General features: G+C 67.1%; 9 protein-coding genes. 7 read left to right on the plus strand and 2 right to left on the minus strand.

Annotation, left to right across the window (positions count from 1 at the left end):
* Positions 1-135: 135 nt before the first annotated feature.
* A complete protein-coding gene (locus tag LCW13_RS02460) occupies positions 136-708 on the plus strand; it encodes a hypothetical protein (protein WP_225347507.1) in 573 nt (190 codons plus the stop codon).
* Positions 709-761: 53 nt separating this feature from the next.
* Positions 762-1517, plus strand: a complete 756-nt coding sequence (locus LCW13_RS02465) for an endonuclease V (protein WP_225347508.1) — start codon at positions 762-764, stop codon at positions 1515-1517.
* A 6-nt stretch (positions 1518-1523) separates the two neighbouring features.
* Here the strand turns inward: LCW13_RS02465 and LCW13_RS02470 are convergent, their stop codons facing one another.
* On the minus strand, positions 1524-5114 hold the full coding sequence (locus tag LCW13_RS02470) for an AAA family ATPase (protein ID WP_225347509.1): 3591 nt from the start codon (positions 5112-5114) through the stop codon (positions 1524-1526).
* Positions 5111-6529, minus strand: coding sequence for an exonuclease SbcCD subunit D C-terminal domain-containing protein (locus LCW13_RS02475; protein ID WP_225347510.1), 1419 nt, complete (start codon positions 6527-6529; stop codon positions 5111-5113). Before LCW13_RS02475 ends, LCW13_RS02470 begins: the two co-directional genes overlap by 4 nt.
* Positions 6530-6944: 415 nt before the next feature.
* On the opposite strand from LCW13_RS02475, the gene LCW13_RS02480 reads away from it, so the two are divergent.
* From LCW13_RS02480 to recD, 5 genes are all read left to right on the plus strand, one after another.
* Complete coding sequence (locus LCW13_RS02480; RefSeq protein WP_043333122.1) at positions 6945-7364, plus strand: DUF1499 domain-containing protein; 420 nt, start codon at positions 6945-6947, stop codon at positions 7362-7364.
* A 555-nt stretch (positions 7365-7919) separates the two neighbouring features.
* The gene (locus LCW13_RS02485) at positions 7920-9257 is read left to right on the plus strand and encodes an MFS transporter (RefSeq protein WP_052384471.1); all 1338 of its coding nucleotides are present in this window, start codon (positions 7920-7922) and stop codon (positions 9255-9257) included.
* 205 nt (positions 9258-9462) lie between these two features.
* A complete protein-coding gene (gene recC / locus LCW13_RS02490; protein ID WP_225347511.1) occupies positions 9463-13521 on the plus strand; it encodes an exodeoxyribonuclease V subunit gamma in 4059 nt (1352 codons plus the stop codon).
* Positions 13518-17747 carry an exodeoxyribonuclease V subunit beta gene (gene recB, locus LCW13_RS02495; protein ID WP_225347512.1) on the plus strand — a complete coding sequence of 1410 codons (4230 nt, stop codon included), beginning with the start codon at positions 13518-13520 and terminating at the stop codon, positions 17745-17747. The genes recC and recB overlap by 4 nt, the downstream gene beginning before the upstream one ends.
* Before the next feature lie 4 nt (positions 17748-17751).
* On the plus strand, positions 17752-19884 hold the full coding sequence (recD, locus tag LCW13_RS02500; RefSeq protein WP_225347513.1) for an exodeoxyribonuclease V subunit alpha: 2133 nt from the start codon (positions 17752-17754) through the stop codon (positions 19882-19884).
* Positions 19885-19992: the final 108 nt, after the last annotated feature.

A 19992-nucleotide genomic window follows, 5' to 3' on the forward strand; every position in this document is an offset into this window, starting at 1 on the left:
CTGGCCACGGCTTCTGAAAAGACCGGTACCTCTCACGAGGTGCCGGTTTTTTTGTGCCTGGACGAAAGGCGCCACCGGGGCTGGTATCCTGTGCTGGCGTAGCTCCACCGCTCATCATTTCCCGAGGATGCCCACATGATCTCTTCACTCGACGCCTTGCGCCGTGGCCTGCAGGCCACGCCTGCCCGCCAGCTGATGCTGTGCGCTCTGCTGGCGACACCCTGGCTGTCGCTCAGTGCGGCCCACGCCGAGTCCGGCATGCCCGCCAGTAGCGCCACGCCGGAGATTCGCGTCCCGCTGGTCTCGCTGGAGGCCCTGCGTCTGGCGCCGGTGGTCTCACCGCAGGGCGAGGCGCTGGGCAAGGTCGAGGATGTGCTCAGTGATACGCGTGGTCAGATCCATCGCCTGCTGATTCGCCCTGACGGCGGTGACAAGGCGGCCAGCATCGACTTCGCGCGCTTTACCCGTGAGGCGGTCAGTGACCCGCTGGCGGCTGAGGCCCCCGGCGATATCCGTTACCGTCTGGTGCTCGACATGACGCCGGAGCAGCTGACGGCCCGCGCGGACCAGCCGCTTTCCAATCGCCTGTCACGCCAGCTGGAACGCAGCATGGGGGAGGTCGGCAATGGGCTGGACACCTTCCGCAATCAGGCGGCGGAGGTGCTGCGTTCACTGGGCAAGCAGCTTGAAGGTGAGGGCGATCGATAGCATCTGGTGGAGAGAGACCCGCAACCGCCGAGAGGGAATGCATGAGTGAGTGGATGACAGCACTGCACGATTGGAATCTCGACCCTGCCGCCGCCGTTGCCAAGCAACGCGAAATGGCCACTCGACTGACACTGACACCGCCCTGGGGAGCAAGCCCCGGCGAGTGGCCAGCGACCATCACAGGGGTCGATATCGGCTTCGAGGATGGGGGCGAGGTGACACGCGCGGCGGTGGTGACGCTGGATCTGGCGACGCTGGAGCCCCTCGAGCAGCAGCTGATCCGTCAGCCGACACGCATGCCGTATATACCGGGCTTGCTGTCGTTTCGGGAGCTGCCCGCCGCCATCGCCGCCCTCGAGTCGCTGGAGCGTGCGCCCGAATGTCTGATGGTGGACGGCCATGGCATCGCACACCCACGCCGCCTGGGCGTGGCGGCGCATCTCGGCCTGTGGTGTGACCTGCCATCCTTCGGCGTGGCCAAGAAGCGTCTGTGCGGCAAGCATGGTGAACCGGGCGATGAGCGCGGCGACTGGGTCGCGCTGACCGATCGCGTGCGTGAGGCGGATGGCGAGCTCGGCATCATCGAGAATAGCGAGCTGCCCAAACGCGAACAGCGCAGCCAGTTGGGCGCCGTGCTGCGCTCACGCGCGAAGGTCAAGCCGGTGTTCGTCTCGCCGGGCCAGCGCATGAATCTGGACACGGCGCTGGCGATGACCCTGCATTGTCTGGGCAAGACCAAGCTGCCCGAGCCGACCCGACTGGCGGACCAGCTCGCCAGCCGCCGCCTCAAGCGGCTTCGTGATGCCTGACCGCCGCTAGCCCTCGATCTCCAGTCGGCTCTGGCCGTTGCCCGAGGGGCGCACCGCGATCCGCACCGGAATGCGTTCATGCATCTCGGCCACATGCGAGATGACCCCGACGCGACGGCCACTGGCCTGCAGGCCATCCAATGCCTCCATCGCCAGGGCCAGCGAATCCGGGTCGAGGCTACCGAAGCCTTCATCGATGAACAGCGATTCGATGCGCAGCTCACCGGAGGCCATGCCCGCCAGGCCCAGCGCCAGCGCCAGTGAGACCAGGAAGGTCTCGCCGCCGGACAGCGAATGCACGCTGCGCAGCTCGTCACCCATCTCGGTATCCACCACCACCAGTCCCAGCGGGCTGGCGCCGCGCGCCAGACGATAGCGACGAACCAGATTGGCCAGATGCAGATTGGCATGCTCGATCAGACGCTCGAGGTTGAAGGCCTGGGCGATGGTGCGGAACTTGGCACCACTGGCACTGCCGATCAGTTCCGATAGCGTGCCCCAGCGTTCATGGACTGCGCGGGTGCGGGCCAGCTGCTCGCCAAGTTCGGCGCTGCCGCTGCGGCGCTGATCATCATTGAGTATCGCCGCCTGCGCCGATTGATGGGCCTCGCGCACGGCAGTGAGCGGTGTCTTGAGCGCCGCGATCAAAGTGGCCAACGCCTCGCCAAGCGCGTGGGTGTCTTCCTCGGGCTGTGGCTGCGCATCCTCCGGCGCACCAGCGGCATCTTCTTGCGGGGGTTGCGCATGAGCCTGCAAGCGAGCATGCAGCGCCAGGGCCTGCTGGGCCTGGGCGCGGATGACGCCCGTCTCTTGCGTTCCCGCCGTGCCTTCTCCTGCGCTGCCTTCTCTCGCCGTGCTTTCTCTCGCCGGACCTTCTCCAGCGGTACCTGCTCCTGACGTCTCCACGGCGGGCGCTGCCAGCTGTTCGAGTGCTGCCAGCTGCTCGAGTACCGTCTGCCAGCTGGAGGTCCGAGCGGCCTGCCAGTGTTTGAGCTGGCGCGCATTGCGCTCCTCACATAGGGCATCCGCGCGTGCCACGCGCTCGTGGGCACTGCGCAGTTGCTGGCGCAGTGCCTGCAGCTCGTGATCCTCGACGGCCAGCAATTCCGCGATGCGCGCGTCATCCAGGCCGGGATTCGCTGTCTGCCAATGCGCGCGTTCGCGGTCGAGCGAGTCTTGCTCCTCGCGCAGCTCCGTCTGGCGTTGCTGCAGGTTGGCCTGCTGCTGCGTCAGCTGCTGTTGCTGGTCGCTCAACTCCTGCAGCGCCTGCCGCGCATCCTCTTGTTCGTTGCGCATCCGGGTGGTCAGCGACTCGATCCAGTCGGACCAGTCGCTCACGCTGGCATGCTGTCGCTTGGGGTCTGCGCTCAGCTGCTGGGCAAGCGTGGCGCTGAGTTGCTCGATCTCGCGCGCCAGCGCAGTGATCTGCGTCTCGCACTGTTGAAGCTGCGCCTCGCCATGCTGGCATTGCGTCGTCAGCGTGGCGTGGCGTGTTGCCAGTGCCTGGCGTTGCTCACGCAGCGGCGTCAGCTGACGCAGTGTCGTCACCAGCGTGTTCTGGCGGGCGTCCAGCTCCCCAAGGCGCTGCTCGATCAGTTGCAGTGCGTGGGCAGCCGGCAGCTGCGGCAAGGGGGCAAGCTGGGGCTGCTCCGACAGCGAGTGCCGGGCCAGAAGCTCGCTCAGGTTCGTCTGGCAGCTCTGCGCCTGCTGCTGCAGGCGTTGCAGCTCCGTGTGCAGCTGGGTCTGTTCCTGTTGCAGATAGCCGAGCTGCTCCTCGAGGCGGGCGTGCTCGTGACTGGCCGTCTCCATGGCTTGCTGCGCGGTGGCCGTGGCCTGGCGGCGCTGGTCAAGGCGCTCGCGGGCCTGCTGCTCCAGCTGAGCGATCAGCGCCTCGGCCGGTGCGGCCTGGTCGGCGGCGGGGTGCTCGTGGCTGCCGCACACCGGACACTCCTCGCCCTGGACCAGCCCGCGGCGCAGCGCCATCACGTTGTCGCTGCGCGCCAGACGCTCCTGCTCCTGCTGGCGGCGCTCGGCGTCTTCCTCGTGACGCGCCTGATCACGGGCCTGCAATGCCTGCACCTGCCGGGCAGTCACATCCCGCAACGCCTGTTGCTGTCGGGGCAGTTGCTGCTCCAGTTCGACAAGACGCTGCTGCACCTCATCACGGCGGGCCAGGCCACTGATCTGCTCGCTGAGTACGGGCTTGAGCTCCAGTAGTGCATCGCGCTGACGTTGCAGCTGGTCACGATAGTCTTCGGCATCGCGCAGCGGCTGGCCGGACTCGTCGACCAGCCTTGCCTGCAGCTGCTGGAGTTGCTGCTCCAGCTGCTGGCGCTGGCGATCCTGAGTCTCCAGCTCCTGCTGATGTTGGCCGAGCGTGTCGCGCAGGCGTTGCTGTTCACTCTGCTGGCTGGCGTGTGCTTCGCGTTGTTGCGCCAGACGCGAGGCCACCTGACGTGCCTCTTCAAGTTTCGGCAGTTGCTCGCCACGCCAGGTATCGCAGCGCTGCATGCGTTCATCGGCGGTGTGCCTGGCGGCCCGGGCCTGCTCAACCCTGGGCGACAGGGCGCCGAGTTGCTGCTCCAGCTGGGCCAGTTGCGTGACCAGCTGTGCATGCTGCGGCGCGATCGCCTTGAGGCGCAGCAGGGCAGGGCGAATCGGCGCGAGGGCTTCCAGGGCGCTGAGTTGCTCGCGCTGACGGGAAAGCCCATCGCTGGCGACGTGGGCCTCGGTCTGCTCCTGCTGCGCCTGACGCAGGGCCTGTTCGAGCTCGCCCGCCGTGGTGGTCCACTGGTGATAGGCCGTCAGTGCATCATGCTGTTCACTGAGCCGGGTCATGGCCGTCTGGCGCAGACGCACCTCCTCCTCGAGCGCCTGGCGTTCCTGTGGGCTGGCCGGCAGCTGGCCCTCCAGCTTGCGCTCCAGTTCATTGACGGTCTCGCGGGCGGCGCGCTCGCGCTCATGGGCGGCCATCGAGATCTCGGAGTAATGGCCGGTATCGGTCAGCTTCTCCAGCAACTCCGAGCGTTCATTGTCATTGGCACGCAGGAAGGCGCTGAACTCGCTCTGCGCCAGCAGTACGGCGCGGGTGAACTGCTCGAAATTGAGCCCCAGCCTGTCGATGATCAACGCCTTGGCGTCATTGCTGGTGGTGTTGAGGGTCTGAGCCGGCTGGGTGTCATCGCCGGTGGGCAGCAGCTGGAGATGTTGCTTGGCATTCTGCAGGCGCCCGCCGGGCTTGCCGCGTGCGCGGCTGACCGTCCAGCTGGCGCGATAGCGCAGGCCATCGCGGCCGATGAAATCCACCTCGGCCTTGCCTTCGCCGCAGCCACGCCGGAGCAGGCTGCGCGGGTCCTTGAGCGTCAGCTGATGCTCGCCGACATCCTCCAGCTGACCGCCACTCGGCGTCTGGCGCAGGCGCGGCGTGGTGCCATAGAGCGCCAGACACAGGGCATCGAGCAGCGTGCTCTTGCCGGCCCCGGTGGGACCGGTGATGGCGAACAGGCCGGCATCGGACAGCGGCGCCTTCTCGAAGTCGACTTCATGTGCGCCGGCCAGCGACGCCAGGTTGTCGAGGCGCAGGGCGAGAATCTTCATGCCTGACCTCCCTTGGCCTTGTCTGCCGTGCCAGTCTTGTCTATCGAAGCCGCCTTGTCGGCCTTGCGAGCGGGCCGGGTGGCCGGCTCGCCTTCGAGGCGCGTCTCGCACGCGGCCTCGACTTCCTCGAGCAGCTGGGCGAAATCCTCGATCAGCGTCGGGTCCGGCTCATTGTCATAGGTGGCGCGATAGTGACGCTCGAACAGCCCCATCGGCCCCAGCTCATCGAGCTTCACGCCCTTCGGCGCGCGAAGCTCGGCGCTGGGCGCCGGGTAGCGGGTGACCAGCTTGATCAGACGTAGCGGCGCGCCTTCCAGCAGTGCCTCGATACGGGCGCGCAGGTCGATCAGCGGGGCTTCCAGCTGCACGGTCACTTCCAGCCACGGCCAGCGTGTCGGCTCGAGATTCGCCTGCGCCTCGGCGACCAGCGCCGTGAGTTGAGTGGTGATCTCGGCCAGTGGCGCAGGCCCGACGCGCGTGAGCGCGACATGGCAGGGCACGCGATGCTCCTCGACCTTCTCCAGGCTTTCATTGCTGAGCGTGACATCGAGGATGCGGTGACCGTAGTCGACCTCGGAGAAGTCCATCGCCAGCGGCGTGCCGCAATAGCGGATGCGCTCCTCGCCGCCCACGCGTTGCGGGCGATGCAGGTGGCCCAGCGCCACATAGGCGATGTCGTCGGGGAACAGGCTGGTCGAGAGCGCCTCTTCGCCACCCATCAGGATCGGGCGCTCGCTGTTCTCGGACACCTCGCCGTCACGCATGTGGGCATGGCCCATGGCGATCAGCGCCTCGCCGGGCTGGCGGGCGGCGCGCGCAGCACTGACCAGCTGCTGGTGCACGCGGGCCACGCCGTCGCGGTAGGCCTCGCTGCGGGTGCGTTCGGCCTTGCCTGCTGCTTCTCCTTCCTGCTCGGCTTGCTCGCCGCTGCTCAGGCCGGTGACCTCGGCCGGGCGCAGGAAGGGCACCGCCAGACACAGGGCGCGGCGCTTGCCATCACGATCATGCAGGGGCACCAGCAGATGCTGGCAGTCGAGACTGTGGGCATCGCCGCCGTCGGCGGAGTCATCCACCCAGCGCACGCGTCCCAGCGCATGGGTCTTGAGACGTGCCAGCAGCGCGGCCGGCAGCTCGATGCGCGAGCCGGAATCGTGATTGCCGGCGATCATCACGATCTCCAGCGCCGCGTCCTGCTCGTGGGCGCGCACGATGAAGTCGTAGAGCAGCTCTTGGGCGGCCAGGCTCGGGTTGACCACATCGAACAGGTCTCCGGCGATCAGCAGCGCATCCGGCGCCAGAGTCTTGAGCTGCCCGAGCAGCCAGTCGAGAAAGGCAGCATGCTCGACGTGACGGCTCTGGCCGTGAAAGCTCTGGCCGAGATGCCAGTCGGAAGTGTGCAGAAAGCGGAAGCTCACGATGGGGTCCTTGCGAAGTCGTCTGGCCGGCGGCTGGGGCTGCGGCTGGGGCAAGCCGGGCCGGGTGAAATGCTGCCCAGTGTACGGTCTGGCTTCGCTGGGGCGGAAGAGGGCGCGGCCTCAAGCCGCTCAAGGTGCGGCGCATTATCAGGCAGATGATCTGGATCAAGGCCTTCCACGGGCAAAATCGACAAAAGTCGCTACGCTGAAAGTCGAGGCCCTTGTCATTCACCGACAAGCCCACGCGATGGCAGCGTGTGGGAGTTGTCTCAAGCGAACCACATCAGCGGAGAAGCCCGCATGGGGCTTTCTTGCGCACAGTCTTCGCAACGTCTTCAAGCTGACTTGGATAACAATCAGGCTGGTGATAGAGGATGCTGTTACCGACGCCCAGAGATGACAGGAAGGATTCGAAATGCGCCAAGGTCTTTTTGCTTCACCTCGTCCCGACAATCTCGGCCTGCATGATGGCATGCTGGCTCCGGCCCCCAGCACCCCCAACGGGGTCAGTTCCCAGGCCACTGACAGCAAGCATTATGTCGCGCCACTCCCGATGCCGCAGGATTGCTGCGTCAGTGCGATGGAGAAGTTGCACGGCATCATAGAATCGATGGGTCATGCTGAAATCGTCAGCGAAGATGGCGGCTATCTGCACGCCGAGTTCCACACCCCCGTGCTGGGCTTCGTCGATGATGTGGAAATCGTCTGCAATGAAGAGGAGGGGGTCTGCCATGTGCGCAGCGTCTCGCGCAGAGGGCATTCCGATCTCGGCAAGAACCGCCAGCGGGTCGAGGACATTCGTCAGCGCCTGGAAGGCTGGGGCTACTGCAGCTGACGCTTGTCGATGAACCTGAACCTGAGCTTGAACCCAGGTCTCGGGAGTCGCTCGGCAGGCGCGGGAAGATGACTCACCGCATGACACCCACCACATCCCTCATTGCTTGAACTGCACAGGATGACGTCCACCACCCCGGTCCGCCTTGTCGAGGCGCCGGGGTTTTTCATGCCAACTCTTGGCAAGGTCGGCGTGATTTCCCGCAAGACCCCTGCCAAACAGTGAGCGAACGCTACCCAGCCAAGGTCGCCTTTGCTACTCTGGACGCGATACATGAGACGCATGATTGCATCGATCTGTATTGTGTTTTTTGCAATACAGTGATGCGTCGTACGCTGGCAGGATTCCGCATGATCGCCACGCCTCCGGGGCAACCCCGGCGCTTTCAGTCATCATCAGCACGACTTCCGCTCCGTGATCGATGATGTCTCTCGGTTGGATGATGTCTTTCGACAGGATGATGTCTCCCCGACTGAAAGCCTCCAAGACAAGATGTGCGACGCGTGAATCACCCTTGACCATCGCTGGACACCAGCCCCCGCTAAACAGAGATCCATGAACGATTCCGTCCCCGCAGCGGGCTCCGCCTCCGCTGCTCACGATTTGCCCAACGAAAATTCGCTCAAGCGTGGTGACATCAAGGTACTCGGTCTGTCCGCTCTCGGCGGCGCCCTCGAGTTCTATGACTTCGTCATCTTCGTGTTCTTCGCCACCGTCGTCGGCCAGCTGTTCTTCCCGCCCGACATTCCCGAGTGGCTGCGTCAGGTGCAGACCTTCGGCATCTTCGCCGCCGGTTATCTGGCGCGCCCGCTGGGTGGCATCATCATGGCCCACTTCGGCGATACGCTGGGCCGCAAGAAGATGTTCACGCTGTCCATCTTCATGATGTCGCTGCCGACCCTGCTGATGGGCATGCTGCCGACCTATGCCGTCATCGGCATGTGGGCGCCGCTGCTGCTGATCATCCTGCGTCTGTTCCAGGGCGCGGCGGTCGGCGGTGAGGTGCCGGGTGCCTGGGTGTTCGTCAGCGAGCACGTCGCACCGCGTCACAATGGTCTGGCCTGCGGCACGCTCTCGATGGGTCTGGTGGGGGGCATCCTGCTCGGCTCGCTGATGGCCAGCGCCATCAACAGTGTCTACACCCCGCAAGAGGTCAGTGATTTCGCCTGGCGGATTCCGTTCATCATCGGCGGCGTGTTCGGGCTGTTCTCGGTCTATCTGCGTCGCTGGTTGCACGAGACGCCGGTATTCGCCGAGATGCAGCAGAAGAAGGCGCTGGCCGCCGAGCTGCCCTTGAAGATGATCCTGCGGGAACAGCGTCCGGCGATTGCCGTGGCGATGGCGGTCACCTGGATTCTGACCGCTGCCATCGTGGTCGTGATCCTGATGACGCCGAGCCTGATCGCGGGTCTCGAGGGGCTGAGCCGCGCCGCGGCCTTCTCCGCCAACAGTCTGGCGATCGTGGCGGTGTGCGTCGGCTGCATCGTCTCCGGTTACATGGTCGATCGCATCGGCGCCGGCGTCACCCTGGTGCTGTGGAGCGCCTTGCTGGGCATCACCTACTGGGTCTTCCTCGCCACCATGCACTCAGACCCCAGCCTGCTGGTGCCGCTCTACTGCCTGACCGGCTTCAGCGTCGGCATCGTCGGCGCGGTGCCGAGCATCGCGATCCGCGGCTTCCCGCCGGCGGTGCGCTTCACTGGCCTTTCGTTCTCCTACAATGTCGCCTACGCCATCTTCGGTGGCTTCACGCCGATTCTGGTCTCGCTGATGATGACCGTCTCGCCGCTGTCGCCCACCTGGTACGTGGCGGCGCTGTCGCTGATGGGCGTGGTGCTCGGCCTGTGGCTGGCGATCAGCCCGCGTGGCCGCGAACTGATGCGCATCGTCTGATCAGCGTATCCGGCATCGCAGGATGAGAGGCAGGCCCTTGTGGCCTGCCTCTGCCTGAAAACGCGCATCACCCTCTGGGCGGTGCGCGTTTTACGTTTGGGCCGGCGCCACGGCGACGCTAGGATAGAGCCATTCATTGTCTCTTCCGCGCAGCGGCTTGCCACGGCCACGATGGCCGGGTTGTCACTCCCAGCAGGATGCCCGCATGTTTACCGTTCTTCACGCCAATCACCTCGAGGACCTGCGCGATCTGGCCCTCAAGGTGATCAAGGCCGCGCCTCAGCCTCCGCTGGTGCCGGAAACCTTCCTCGTCCAGTCCAACGGCATGGCCCAGTGGCTGAGATTGTCATTGGCCGAGGCCGATGGCATCGCCGCCTCGGTGGATTTTCCACTGCCCTCAAGCTTCGTGTGGCGCGCCTATCGCGGGGTATTGGGTGGCGTGCTGGGCGACGAGATTCCGGAACTGTCGCCCTTCGACAAGGGCCCGCTTGCCTGGCGTCTGCTGCGCCTGCTGCCGGGGCTGCTGGCCGATGAATCCCAAGCCGAATGCTATGCGCCGCTCAGGGATTACCTGTGTCGCGACGAGCGTGGCCAGTTGATCGAGGCGGTCGGTGAGGACGCATTGCCAGCGCTGCCCGAAGGCCCCGAGGCCGAGCGTCAGCAGTGGCAGCTGGCCTGCCAGCTGGCGGACCTGTTCGATCAGTACCTCAACTATCGCCCCGAGTGGGTACGCAGTTGGGAGAGCGGGCTTGAAGACGACAACTTCCGGGATGCCTTCGCGCGTCAGCAGGCCGCAAGCGAGCTGCCGGCCAATCTGCTGCCCGACAACCTGCCGGACAGCCAGCAGTGGCAGCCGGCACTGTGGCGAGCGGTGCTGGCCGATGCGCCGTCCAGCAGCCGCCAGCATCACCGTGCCGCCCTGCATGGTCGCTTCGTCGCGGCGGCGCGTGCGCTGGAGACACTGCCCTCGACCCGCCGTCATCCGCTGCCGCCACGCCTGTTCGTGTTCGGTATCTCGGCGTTGCCGGGCCAGACGCTGGATGCGCTGCATGCGCTGTCCGGGGTGATGGACATCTACCTGATGATCACCAATCCCTGCCGCCATTACTGGGGCGATATCGTCTCCGACCGCGAAGCCGTGCGGCGCAGTTCGCGAGCAGACAGCCAGCGCATGGACAGCGAGCGCCTCGCACAACAGCGTGCCCGTCACCCCGAGGCGCCGGCGCTGATCGGGCTGGCGGAGGAGGAGTTGCACCTCAAGGCCAACCCGCTGCTGGCAGGGCTTGGCGCACAGGGGCGTGACTTCATCGTCAGCCTGTATGAATTCGAGAGCGCGCTGTCGGGGCGCGACAGCGGCTTCGATATCGAGCTGGACGTCTTCGTGCCGCGCATCAGCGAGGACACCCCACCCGAGCAGGCGCCGCTGCTGCAGCAGATCCAGGACGAGATACTCGAGCTGGTCCACCCCGGCGAGCGCGCCCTGGCCGAGGGCAGTCCGCGGGTGCTCGCGGCCGATGACGACTCCATCAGTCTGGTCAGCGCCCACTCGGCGCTGCGCGAGGTCGAGATCCTCCATGACCGCCTGCTGGCGGCCTTCGAGCGCGCCCATGAGGCCGAGAAACGCGGTGAGGGCGAGCCGCTGCGGCCGCGCGACATCCTGGTGATGGTGCCCGACATCGACCGATATGCCCCCTATATCGAGGCGGTGTTCGGTCAGCTGCCGCCGGGCAATCCGCGCCATATTCCCTTCACCATCGCCGACCGCGTGGCCAGTCAGGCCAATCCGCTGCTCGGGCTGGTGCTGATGCTGCTGGAACTGCCGGAGCGGCGCCTCGGCGTCAGCGAGGTGCTGGACGCGCTGGATGTCGCCGCCTTCCGGCGTCGTTTCGCCATCGAGGAGGGTGAGCTCGAGCGTCTGCGGCGCTGGCTGGCCGACAGCGGCGTGCGCTGGGGACTCTCCGGCGAGCACCGTGAGCAGCTCGGCTTCATGCCCCTCGACGAGAACAGCTGGCGCTTCGGGCTCGAGCGCATGCTGCTGGGCTACGCCACCGGCTCCCCGGCGGCCGGCTCCCCGGAGGCCGGCGGTCCCGCGCAGGGGGAACTTGGAGATGAGCAAAATGGCGCTCCGATGGACGATCTGATGGACGGCCTTGTCGACATGAACGGCCTGAGCTTCGACGGCGTGGTGCCTTTCGATGAAGTGGCCGGTCTCGAGGCCGAGCTGGCAGGCAAGGTCGGCGAGCTGATCGAGAGCCTGGATCGCTGGCGGCGCTGGCTGGATACCTCGCGCACGCCAGCGGATTGGGCCACCACGCTGCAGCGGCTGTGGGAGGAGAGCCTCAGCCCGGACAGCGCCGAGGAATTCGACATTCTGGCGCGCCTGCAGGCGGCGCTCTCACGCCTCGACAAGGGCTGGCAGCAGGCCGGTTTCGAGGGCTGCCTGTCGCTCAAGGTGGTGCGCGAGGCACTACGCGGCGAGCTGGACAGCGGCGGTCTCGCCCAGCGCTTCCTCGCCGGGCGGGTCAACTTCGCCACCCTGATGCCGATGCGTGCGATCCCCTTCCGCGAAGTGCACCTGCTGGGCATGAACGATGGCGACTACCCGCGGGTGCGCATGCCGCAGGATTTCGACCTGATGGCCAGCCGCCCGCAGGCGGGCGACCGTTCACGCCGCGACGATGATCGCTACCTGTTCCTGGAGGCGCTGCTGGCGGCGCGGGACCGCCTGTCGATCTCGTGGGTCGGGCGTGACCAGCGCGACAACGGCGAGCGGCCGCCCTCGGTTTTGGTCGGTGAACTGCTCGATTACATCGAGCTGGGCTGGGAGCCCGAGCAGCCGCACTCCGCCAAGCGTTCGCGGGAGGCGGCGCTGCGTGAGCGTCTGATCATCGAGCACCCGCTGCAGCCGTTCTCGCGGCGCTATTTCCATGCCTCCCAGGCGGCGGCCGTCGATCTGTTCAGCTATGACGCCAGCTGGTCGAGCCTGTATCGCGCGGCGGGTCAGGCTCAAGTAACTGAAAAGAATCAGGAAAACCCCAGTGAGACCGAGGCGAATTCGGCGGCAGCGACTGCCTTGAGGCAGCTGGTGGAGCAGGCGCCGGAGTCCCATCTGCGCCTCGGTGCCGATTCACTGGCGCGCTTCCTGCGCCGCCCCTGGCAGCTGGGGCTGGACCGCGTCGGCGTGCGCTTCCGCGATGCCGAGGTGCCGGATGAAGACAACGAACCCTTCGCCCCCGACGGGCTGGAGAACTTCACCCTGACCCGCGAGCTGCTGGACGCCGCGCTTGCCGGGCAGTCACTGCCGCTGGCCGCCGAACGTCTGCGCCGGGCCGGGCGGCTGCCGGCGCTAGGCTTTGCCGATGCCTTGATCGAACCGCGCCTCAAGCGCCTCGATCAGCAGTTGGCCAGCTGGCGTGACCAGCTCAGCGATGCCATCTCGCTGCCGCCGCGCACCCTCGAGGTACCGCTGATCATGCAGGATGAGGGCGGTGAGATGCTGCGCGTGACCCTCACCACGCGTCTGGTCAGCCGTCAGCAGCTGCGCGATGACGCCGAGGGCGAAAGCCGCCTGCTGGCCACGCTGGAGGCGACCCACTTCGGTACCCTCAAGCCCGGCAAGGAAGGGCGCTACAAGAAGCTCGGCAAGCCGCATCGGCTGCTGGCCGGCTATCTGGACTGGCTGATGGCCAACGTGCGTCCCGGCCTCGGGGAAGTGGCAGGTGATCAGGGCGCAAGCCGTGAAGGCTATCAGTGGCTTGCGGTGTTCGAGGACCGCTGGCTGCTGTTTCCCGCGCTGCGCATCGAGCAGGCCGAGGCCGCGCTGCGCCATCTCGTCAAGGCCTATGCCCAGGGCTGGCAGGCGCCGCTGGCGGCCGCGCTGGAACTGGCGACCACGCTCTGGGAGGTGGTGGGCGAGGAGGATCGCAATGCCCTGTTCGGTGCGCTCAAGGCGCAGGCCGCTGACGGCAGCGCAAACCTTGAGACGGCGCTCGGGGCCATTCACAAGCCCTGGCTTGGTGAGAGTCTGACGCGCGCCATGGAAACCCGCTTCAGCGAAGACATCTTCAAGGGCCCCCAGGCGCTCAGGCGTCAGGAAGGCGCGCTGGGCGAGCTGTGGCCGGAGTTCGAGGCCTTTGCACAGGCCGGCGGCGTGCTCAACAGCGTGCAGCTCTATCAGCCACTGATCGAGAGCATGATCGGTGTGCGGCAGGGCATTCTCGGCGAACGCGCGGTGGAGCTTGCCACCGGGAAGGCGACGTCATGAGCGATACCAGAGTGGAAGACATGCGCGGTGTGGAGAGTGGCGTGAGGAGTGGCATCGCTCAGGACAAGGAAGCGGCAATGAGTGACGAGATGGATCAAGGCGTGCAGGGCCAGGCCCTCGATATTCCGACGCTGCCGCTGCTCGGTCAGCACCTGATCGAGGCGAGTGCCGGCACCGGCAAGACCTTCACCCTCGCCGCGCTCTACGTGCGGCTGGTGCTCGGGCCCTTGCCCGGCCAGGACGCGGGCGTCTGCTATCCGCGCCCGCTGACGCCGCCGGAGATACTGGTGGTGACCTTCACCGAAGCCGCCACCGCAGAGCTTAGAGACCGCATTCGGGCGCGCCTCAAGCAGGCGCGTGAGGCGCTGCTGGAGCGTGCCAGTCCTGATCCGGTGCTGGCCAAGTTGCTCGCGCCGCTGCTGACACCATCACCCGCCGAGGACGCAGCGCGCCTCAAGGCTGCCGCGGCACGGCGCCTCGATCAGGCCGCGCGCCTGATGGATGACGCCGCCATCTTCACCATCCACGGCTTCTGTCAGCGCATGCTCAGTCGACATGCCTTCGATGCCGGCGGGCGCTTCGGCGCCGAGCTGTTGCAGGACGGCCAGTCGCTGCTGGCGCGCTGCGTCGAGGATTACTGGCGCTGCGAGTTCTATCCGCTGGCCCGCGAATGGCAGGCGTTGATCCGTGGGCGTTGGGCCGGGCCTGACGCTTTGGGAGAAGAGCTGCGTGGCCTGCTGCGGGATGGCACGCCGCGCCCGCTGTACCGCGACGGCGAATGTCTTGAGGCCCCGCATGACCTGAGCGAGCTGCTCGGCAATGCCGAACAGTGGCGTCAGCAGCAGGAGGCCGCTCGGCGCGCCGTCGAGGAAAGTTTCGATGAGGCGGCCATCCGCGCGGTGATGGGTGAGGCCTTCGCCAGCAAGGCCCTCAACGGCAACAGCTACAAGGAGGCCGAACTCGAGCCTCGCCTGGCGGCGACGGCCGCCTGGCTTGCCAGCGGCGAGCACGACTTCGCCGCTGACATGCTCGACAGCAAGAAGCTGTGCTGGCTGAGTCAGGCCAAGCTCGAGAAGGGCACCAAGAAGAACTGCCATACGCCGCGCCATCCCTTCTTCGCGGCGCTGGACATGCTGGCCGAGGTGCCCGCCCCGGACGCCGTGCTGCTGGATCAGGTCGCCGTGCATGCGCGTGACAGCGTCGCCCGCGCCCTGATCTGCGAGAAGCGCCGCCTCGGGCTGTGGGAATTCTCGGACCTGCTCAATGATCTCGATCACGCGCTGGACCCGACGCTCAATGGCGAGGCCAGCCAGCGTCTGGCGCGCCAGATCCGTCAGGAGCTGCCGGTGGCGATGATCGACGAATTCCAGGACACCGACCCGGTCCAGTACCGCATCTTCCGGCGCATCTATCCGCAGACGGCGGGCGATGGCCCGACCGACGACGATGCCTTCAGCAGTGATGTCGGCAACGATGCTGGCGAGGCGCCAAGCACGCTGTTGATGATCGGTGACCCCAAGCAGGCCATCTATGCCTTCCGCGGCGCCGATATCGACACCTATCTGGCGGCGCGCAAGGTCACCAGCTCGCGCTTCACCCTGCCGCGCAACTTCCGCTCCAGCGCCGCGATGGTGTCCGCGGTGAATGCCCTGTTCGCCCAGCATCAGGCGCCCTTCGGCAGTGAGGACATTCCCTTCCAGCCGGTCGAGGCCCAGGGCACGCGCACCCGGCTGGTGCTGCGTCATCCGGATGGCCGCGAAGAGGCCACCTGCGCGCTGAATCTGTGGTGGGCCAGCGGTGAGCGTCTGAGCGCCGATGACCACCGCCGTGCCATGAGTGGTGCCTGTCGCGCCCAGATCCAGGCCTTGCTCGAAGGACAGCAGCGTCTGGCGGCGGGCGAGCCGGGGCTGGTGTTCATGGACGGAGGCGATGCGACGCCACGTGGCGTGGCCGCCAGCGATATCGCCGTGCTGGTGCGCAACGGCCGCGAGGCTGCGGCGGTGCGTGGCGCGCTGGCCGAAGGCGGCATTCGCAGCGTCTATCTGAGCGAGAAGAGCTCGGTATTCGACACGCCGGAGGCCTTCGAACTGCTGCAGCTGTTCGAGGCCGTGGCCCATCCGCGTGATGACCGCCGTCTGCGCGCGGCGCTGGCGACGCGGCTGCTGGCCGAGGATCTCTCGCTGGTCGAACGCCTCGCGGTGGATGAGCTGGCCTGGGAGCGTGAAGTCGAGCGCTTCGATGGCTATCACCGCGACTGGCAGCGGCGCGGCGTGTTGCCGATGCTGCGCGGCGTGATGCGCGACTTCCGGGTCGGGGAGCGGTTGGCGGCGCGTGCCGGGGGCGAGCGCGCCCTGACGGATGTGCTGCACCTTGGCGAGCTGGCCCAGAATGCTGCCCAGCGCCTCGATGGCGAGCAGGCGTTGCTGCGCTGGTGGCATCAGGCGCTGGAATCCGGCCATGAAGCGCTGGACAGCGACAGCCTCAGTCAGCGGCTGGAAAGTGACGAGGGGCTGGTGCGTGTCGTCACCATCCACAAGTCCAAGGGGCTTGAGTATCCCATCGTGCTGCTGCCGTTCATGGCCAGCTTCCGCGCGGCCGAGCCGGACAAAAATTTCGGCCTGCTGACCCTCAAGCAGCGCTGGCTGGCTTCGGCTGACGTGGAAGGTGATGACGAGGGAGGCGATGACGAGGAAGACGATAACGAGGAAGTGCCTGCTCGGAGAGTCGATCAGGAGGATGACGCTCTCGATGACAGTATTCTGGTCAAGAAGCCCTCCAGGGAGGCCATCGCGGCGGCCGATCATGCACGGCTGATGGAAGATGTGCGTCTGCTCTACGTGGCGCTGACGCGTCCCAAGTTCGCCTGCTGGCTGGGGCTGGCGCCCATCGGCAAGGGCGGTTTCAGCAAGCAGCTGAGCCTGCCGTCCACCGCCGTCGGCTACCTGCTCGGCCTGAGTGACACCCCGGATATCGAGGCCAGCGCCATCGAGGCCGCGCTGCACGGCTGGTGTGATCAGCAGTCTGCCGGCCTGGCGCGCGTTTCCGGCCTGCCCGCACCAGTAGGCCATGAATATCAGCCCCCGGCGGAGCGCGATCAGCACTTCCACGGCGCGCGCCACTTCGCGGGCGGTATCGAGGATGACTGGTGGATCGCCTCCTACACTGCCTTGCTCACCGATGCCCGTCAGGTGACGGCGGCGCTGGAAGACACCGCCGATGCCGCGGATGACCGCGTGCCCGAGGGCGCCACCGAGATCGCGCTGGAAGAGGGCGAGCAGGGTCTGACCCGCCCAGACCGCGAGGTGGCGGGGCAGTCCGGCCCGCTGCTGGCCGGTGGCCTGCCGATGACGGTGGGCGAGATCCATCTGCATGATTTCCCGCGCGGACCGCGCCCGGGGACCTTCCTGCATGGTCTGCTGGAGGCGGTGGATCTCGATCGCCTCGGCGCGGATGACTATCGCGGCGAGCTTGAACGGCTGGTGGGCTCACGGCTGCATTTCGGTGGCTTCGATGCCAGTTGGCAGCCGCGCCTCACCGACTGGCTGGAGCAGGCGCTGACCCGCCCGCTGCAGGGCTTCGAGGGCGAGCCTATCCTGCTCAACCGGCTGGAGGCCTGGCTGCCGGAGCTGGAATTCTGGCTGCCGGCCGTGCACGCACGCAGTCTGCCGCTGGATGCCGTGGTCACCGCGCTGGAACCGCTGCCGCGCTCGCGGCCCAGGCTCGCGCCACGCCGCATGCACGGCATGCTCAAGGGCTTCATCGATCTGACCTTCCAGTCCGGCGGCCGCTGGTACGTGCTGGACTGGAAGTCCAACTATCTGGGCGAGCGCCCCGAGGATTATCTTGGCGAGTCGCTGGCCCGCGCCATGGTCGAGCACCGCTACGACCTGCAATACGTGCTCTACACCCTCGCGCTGCATCGTCTGCTCAAGGCGCGCCTCGGTGAGGACTACGATTACGAGCGCTGCATGGGCGGGGTGCTGTATGTCTTCCTGCGTGGCCTGGATGCCGGCGGTGACTCACCCGCGCTTGCGGTGGATGAGGCACATGATCTGGGCAATATGGCGACGCCCGGTGTCTTCCAGCGCCGGCCATCACAGGCGCTGATCGAGGCGCTGGATCTCTGGCTGGGCGGCGACAGCTCCGCACTGGACAGCCTGCTCCTCAACACCACCGATACCTCGCCACTCACCCAAAGCGGCCAGCAGGGGGCCTTCGATGTCTGACACCATGTCTGTGCCAACGCAGCAGCTCAGCGCTGCCCCTGACGCCCCGACTGCCGACACCCTGCTCGCCACGCTCGGCCTGTGGGTGGAGCTGGGCTGGCTGCGGCGCGTCGATGCCCATCTGGTGCGCTTCATGGCGCGCCATGTGCCGGAGGCCCCGGCCAGCGTATTGCTGGCGGCCGCACTGGCCAGCCACCAGCTGGGGCGCGGGCATGTGTGCCTGTCGCTGTCGCGGGCACTGGCCGAGCCACGCGCGACCCTGTCGCTGCCGCCGCTGGAGCAGTCCGAGGCGCATCTGGCCGAGGTCAGCGTGGCCCTGCCGGAGGCCTTCCTGGCGGATCTCGATGCCGGCCGCTGGGCCGAGCAACTGGCGGCATCGCGGCTGGTCAGCGTACTGGCGCAGGCCGACTCCCCAGCAGGCCATCTGCCGCTGCGCCCGCTGGTGCTGGTGGGCGAGCGCCTCTACCTGCGCCGTTACTGGCAGGCCGAGCGTGAGGTCGCGGCGGGGTTGCGTGCGCGGATGGGGCCGAGCGAGGAGGGCGAGACGCGGGTCAGCGATGCGCTGGGCGAACGTCTGCGCGAGCTGTTCGCCAGCAATCAGCCGGACCCGCACGGCGAGCCGGACTGGCAGAAGCTGGCCTGCGCCCTGGCGTTGCGTCAGCGCCTGACGGTGATCTCCGGCGGCCCCGGCACCGGCAAGACCACCACCGTCACGCGCCTGTTGGCGCTGTTGCAGGCTCAGGCGCTGGCGGGTGGCGCTGACGATGCAGAGGGCGAGCTGGAGAGCGAAGAGACAGCCCAATCGCACGAGCGGCGGGCGCTGGATATCCGCCTGGTCGCCCCGACCGGCAAGGCGGCGGCGCGGCTGTCGGAGTCGATCCGGGGGGCGGTGGCGAAGCTCGAGGTGCCAGACGCGGTACGCGCCGCCATCCCGCGCGAGGCAAGCACCGTGCACCGCCTGCTGGGCGCACGGCCGGATTCGCGTCACTTCCGCCATCACGCCGGCAACCCGCTGGCGCTGGATCTGCTGGTGGTGGATGAGGCCTCGATGGTCGATCTCGACCTGATGGCCGCCCTGCTCGGCGCGCTGCCCGCCCACGCCCGCCTGATTCTGCTCGGCGACAAGGACCAGCTGGCCTCGGTGGAAGCCGGCGCCGTGCTGGGCGATCTCTGCGAGCATGCGTTGCCGCCGCGCTACTCACCGGCGCTGTGTGAAGATCTCACTCGCCTGACCGGCGAAACGCTGGAGCAGGCCATCGCCGTGCCTGATGGCCAGGACTTGGAGGAAACATCAGCGACGCGCGGCCGACTCGCCGATCACGTGGTGGTGCTGCAGAAGAGCTATCGCTTCTCTGCCGACAGTGGCATCGGCGCCCTGGCTCGCGCCAGCAACGCCGGGGATCGTCAGGCGCTGCGCGATGTCTGGAAGGCCGGTTATCGCGACATCGCCTGGCTCAAGCTCAGTGGCCCGGAGGACCGCGATCTCGAGAAGCTGGTAGTCAACGGCTACCGCCCGGCGCTGGAGGCCGTGCGTGAGCGGCGCCCGGCGCGTGAGGTGATCGACCTGCTGCTCGAGTTCCAGCTGCTGTGCGCGTTGCGCCGTGGCCCCTACGGCGTCGATGGCCTCAACCAGCGTGTGGCGCGGGTGCTGATGCGGCGCGGCCTGATCGCCGACGAGCGCGGCTGGTACGCCGGTCGCCCGGTGATGGTGACGCGCAACGACCGCGCGCTGGGGCTCTACAACGGCGATGTCGGCATCACCCTGCCGGACCCCGCCGCCGGGGAGCGTCTGCGCGTGTTCTTCCCGGTCGAGGAGGAGGCGACGCCAGACACCGAGCGTGATGGGCAGGACACCGACATCCAGCGCTTCCACCGTGGCGTGCGCGCGGTATTGCCGTCACGCCTCGAGGCGGTGGAGACGGTCTTCGCGATGACGGTCCACAAGTCGCAGGGTTCCGAGTTCCGCCATGTGTTATTCGTGTTGCCTGAGGGCGCCAACCCGATTCTGACCCGCGAGCTGGTCTACACCGGCATCACGCGGGCCAAGTCGCGGGTCACGCTGGCGGGAACCCGCCGCGAGACGCTGGAAGGCGCCATTGAACGACGCGTGGTGAGAGCCAGCGGGCTGGTGCTCTAGGCCGGACACCGACGGATGATCGTCATCTCCGGCTCCGCCGCGCTCGACGGGAGGAGGGGGCATGACGGATGTCAGCAGTCGCGTGAAGGAAAGGGCGCGGCCACAGAG

Origin of the sequence: Cobetia amphilecti, from assembly GCF_020217465.1 — a bacterium.
GTDB classification, from domain to species: Bacteria; Pseudomonadota; Gammaproteobacteria; order Pseudomonadales; family Halomonadaceae; genus Cobetia; species Cobetia amphilecti.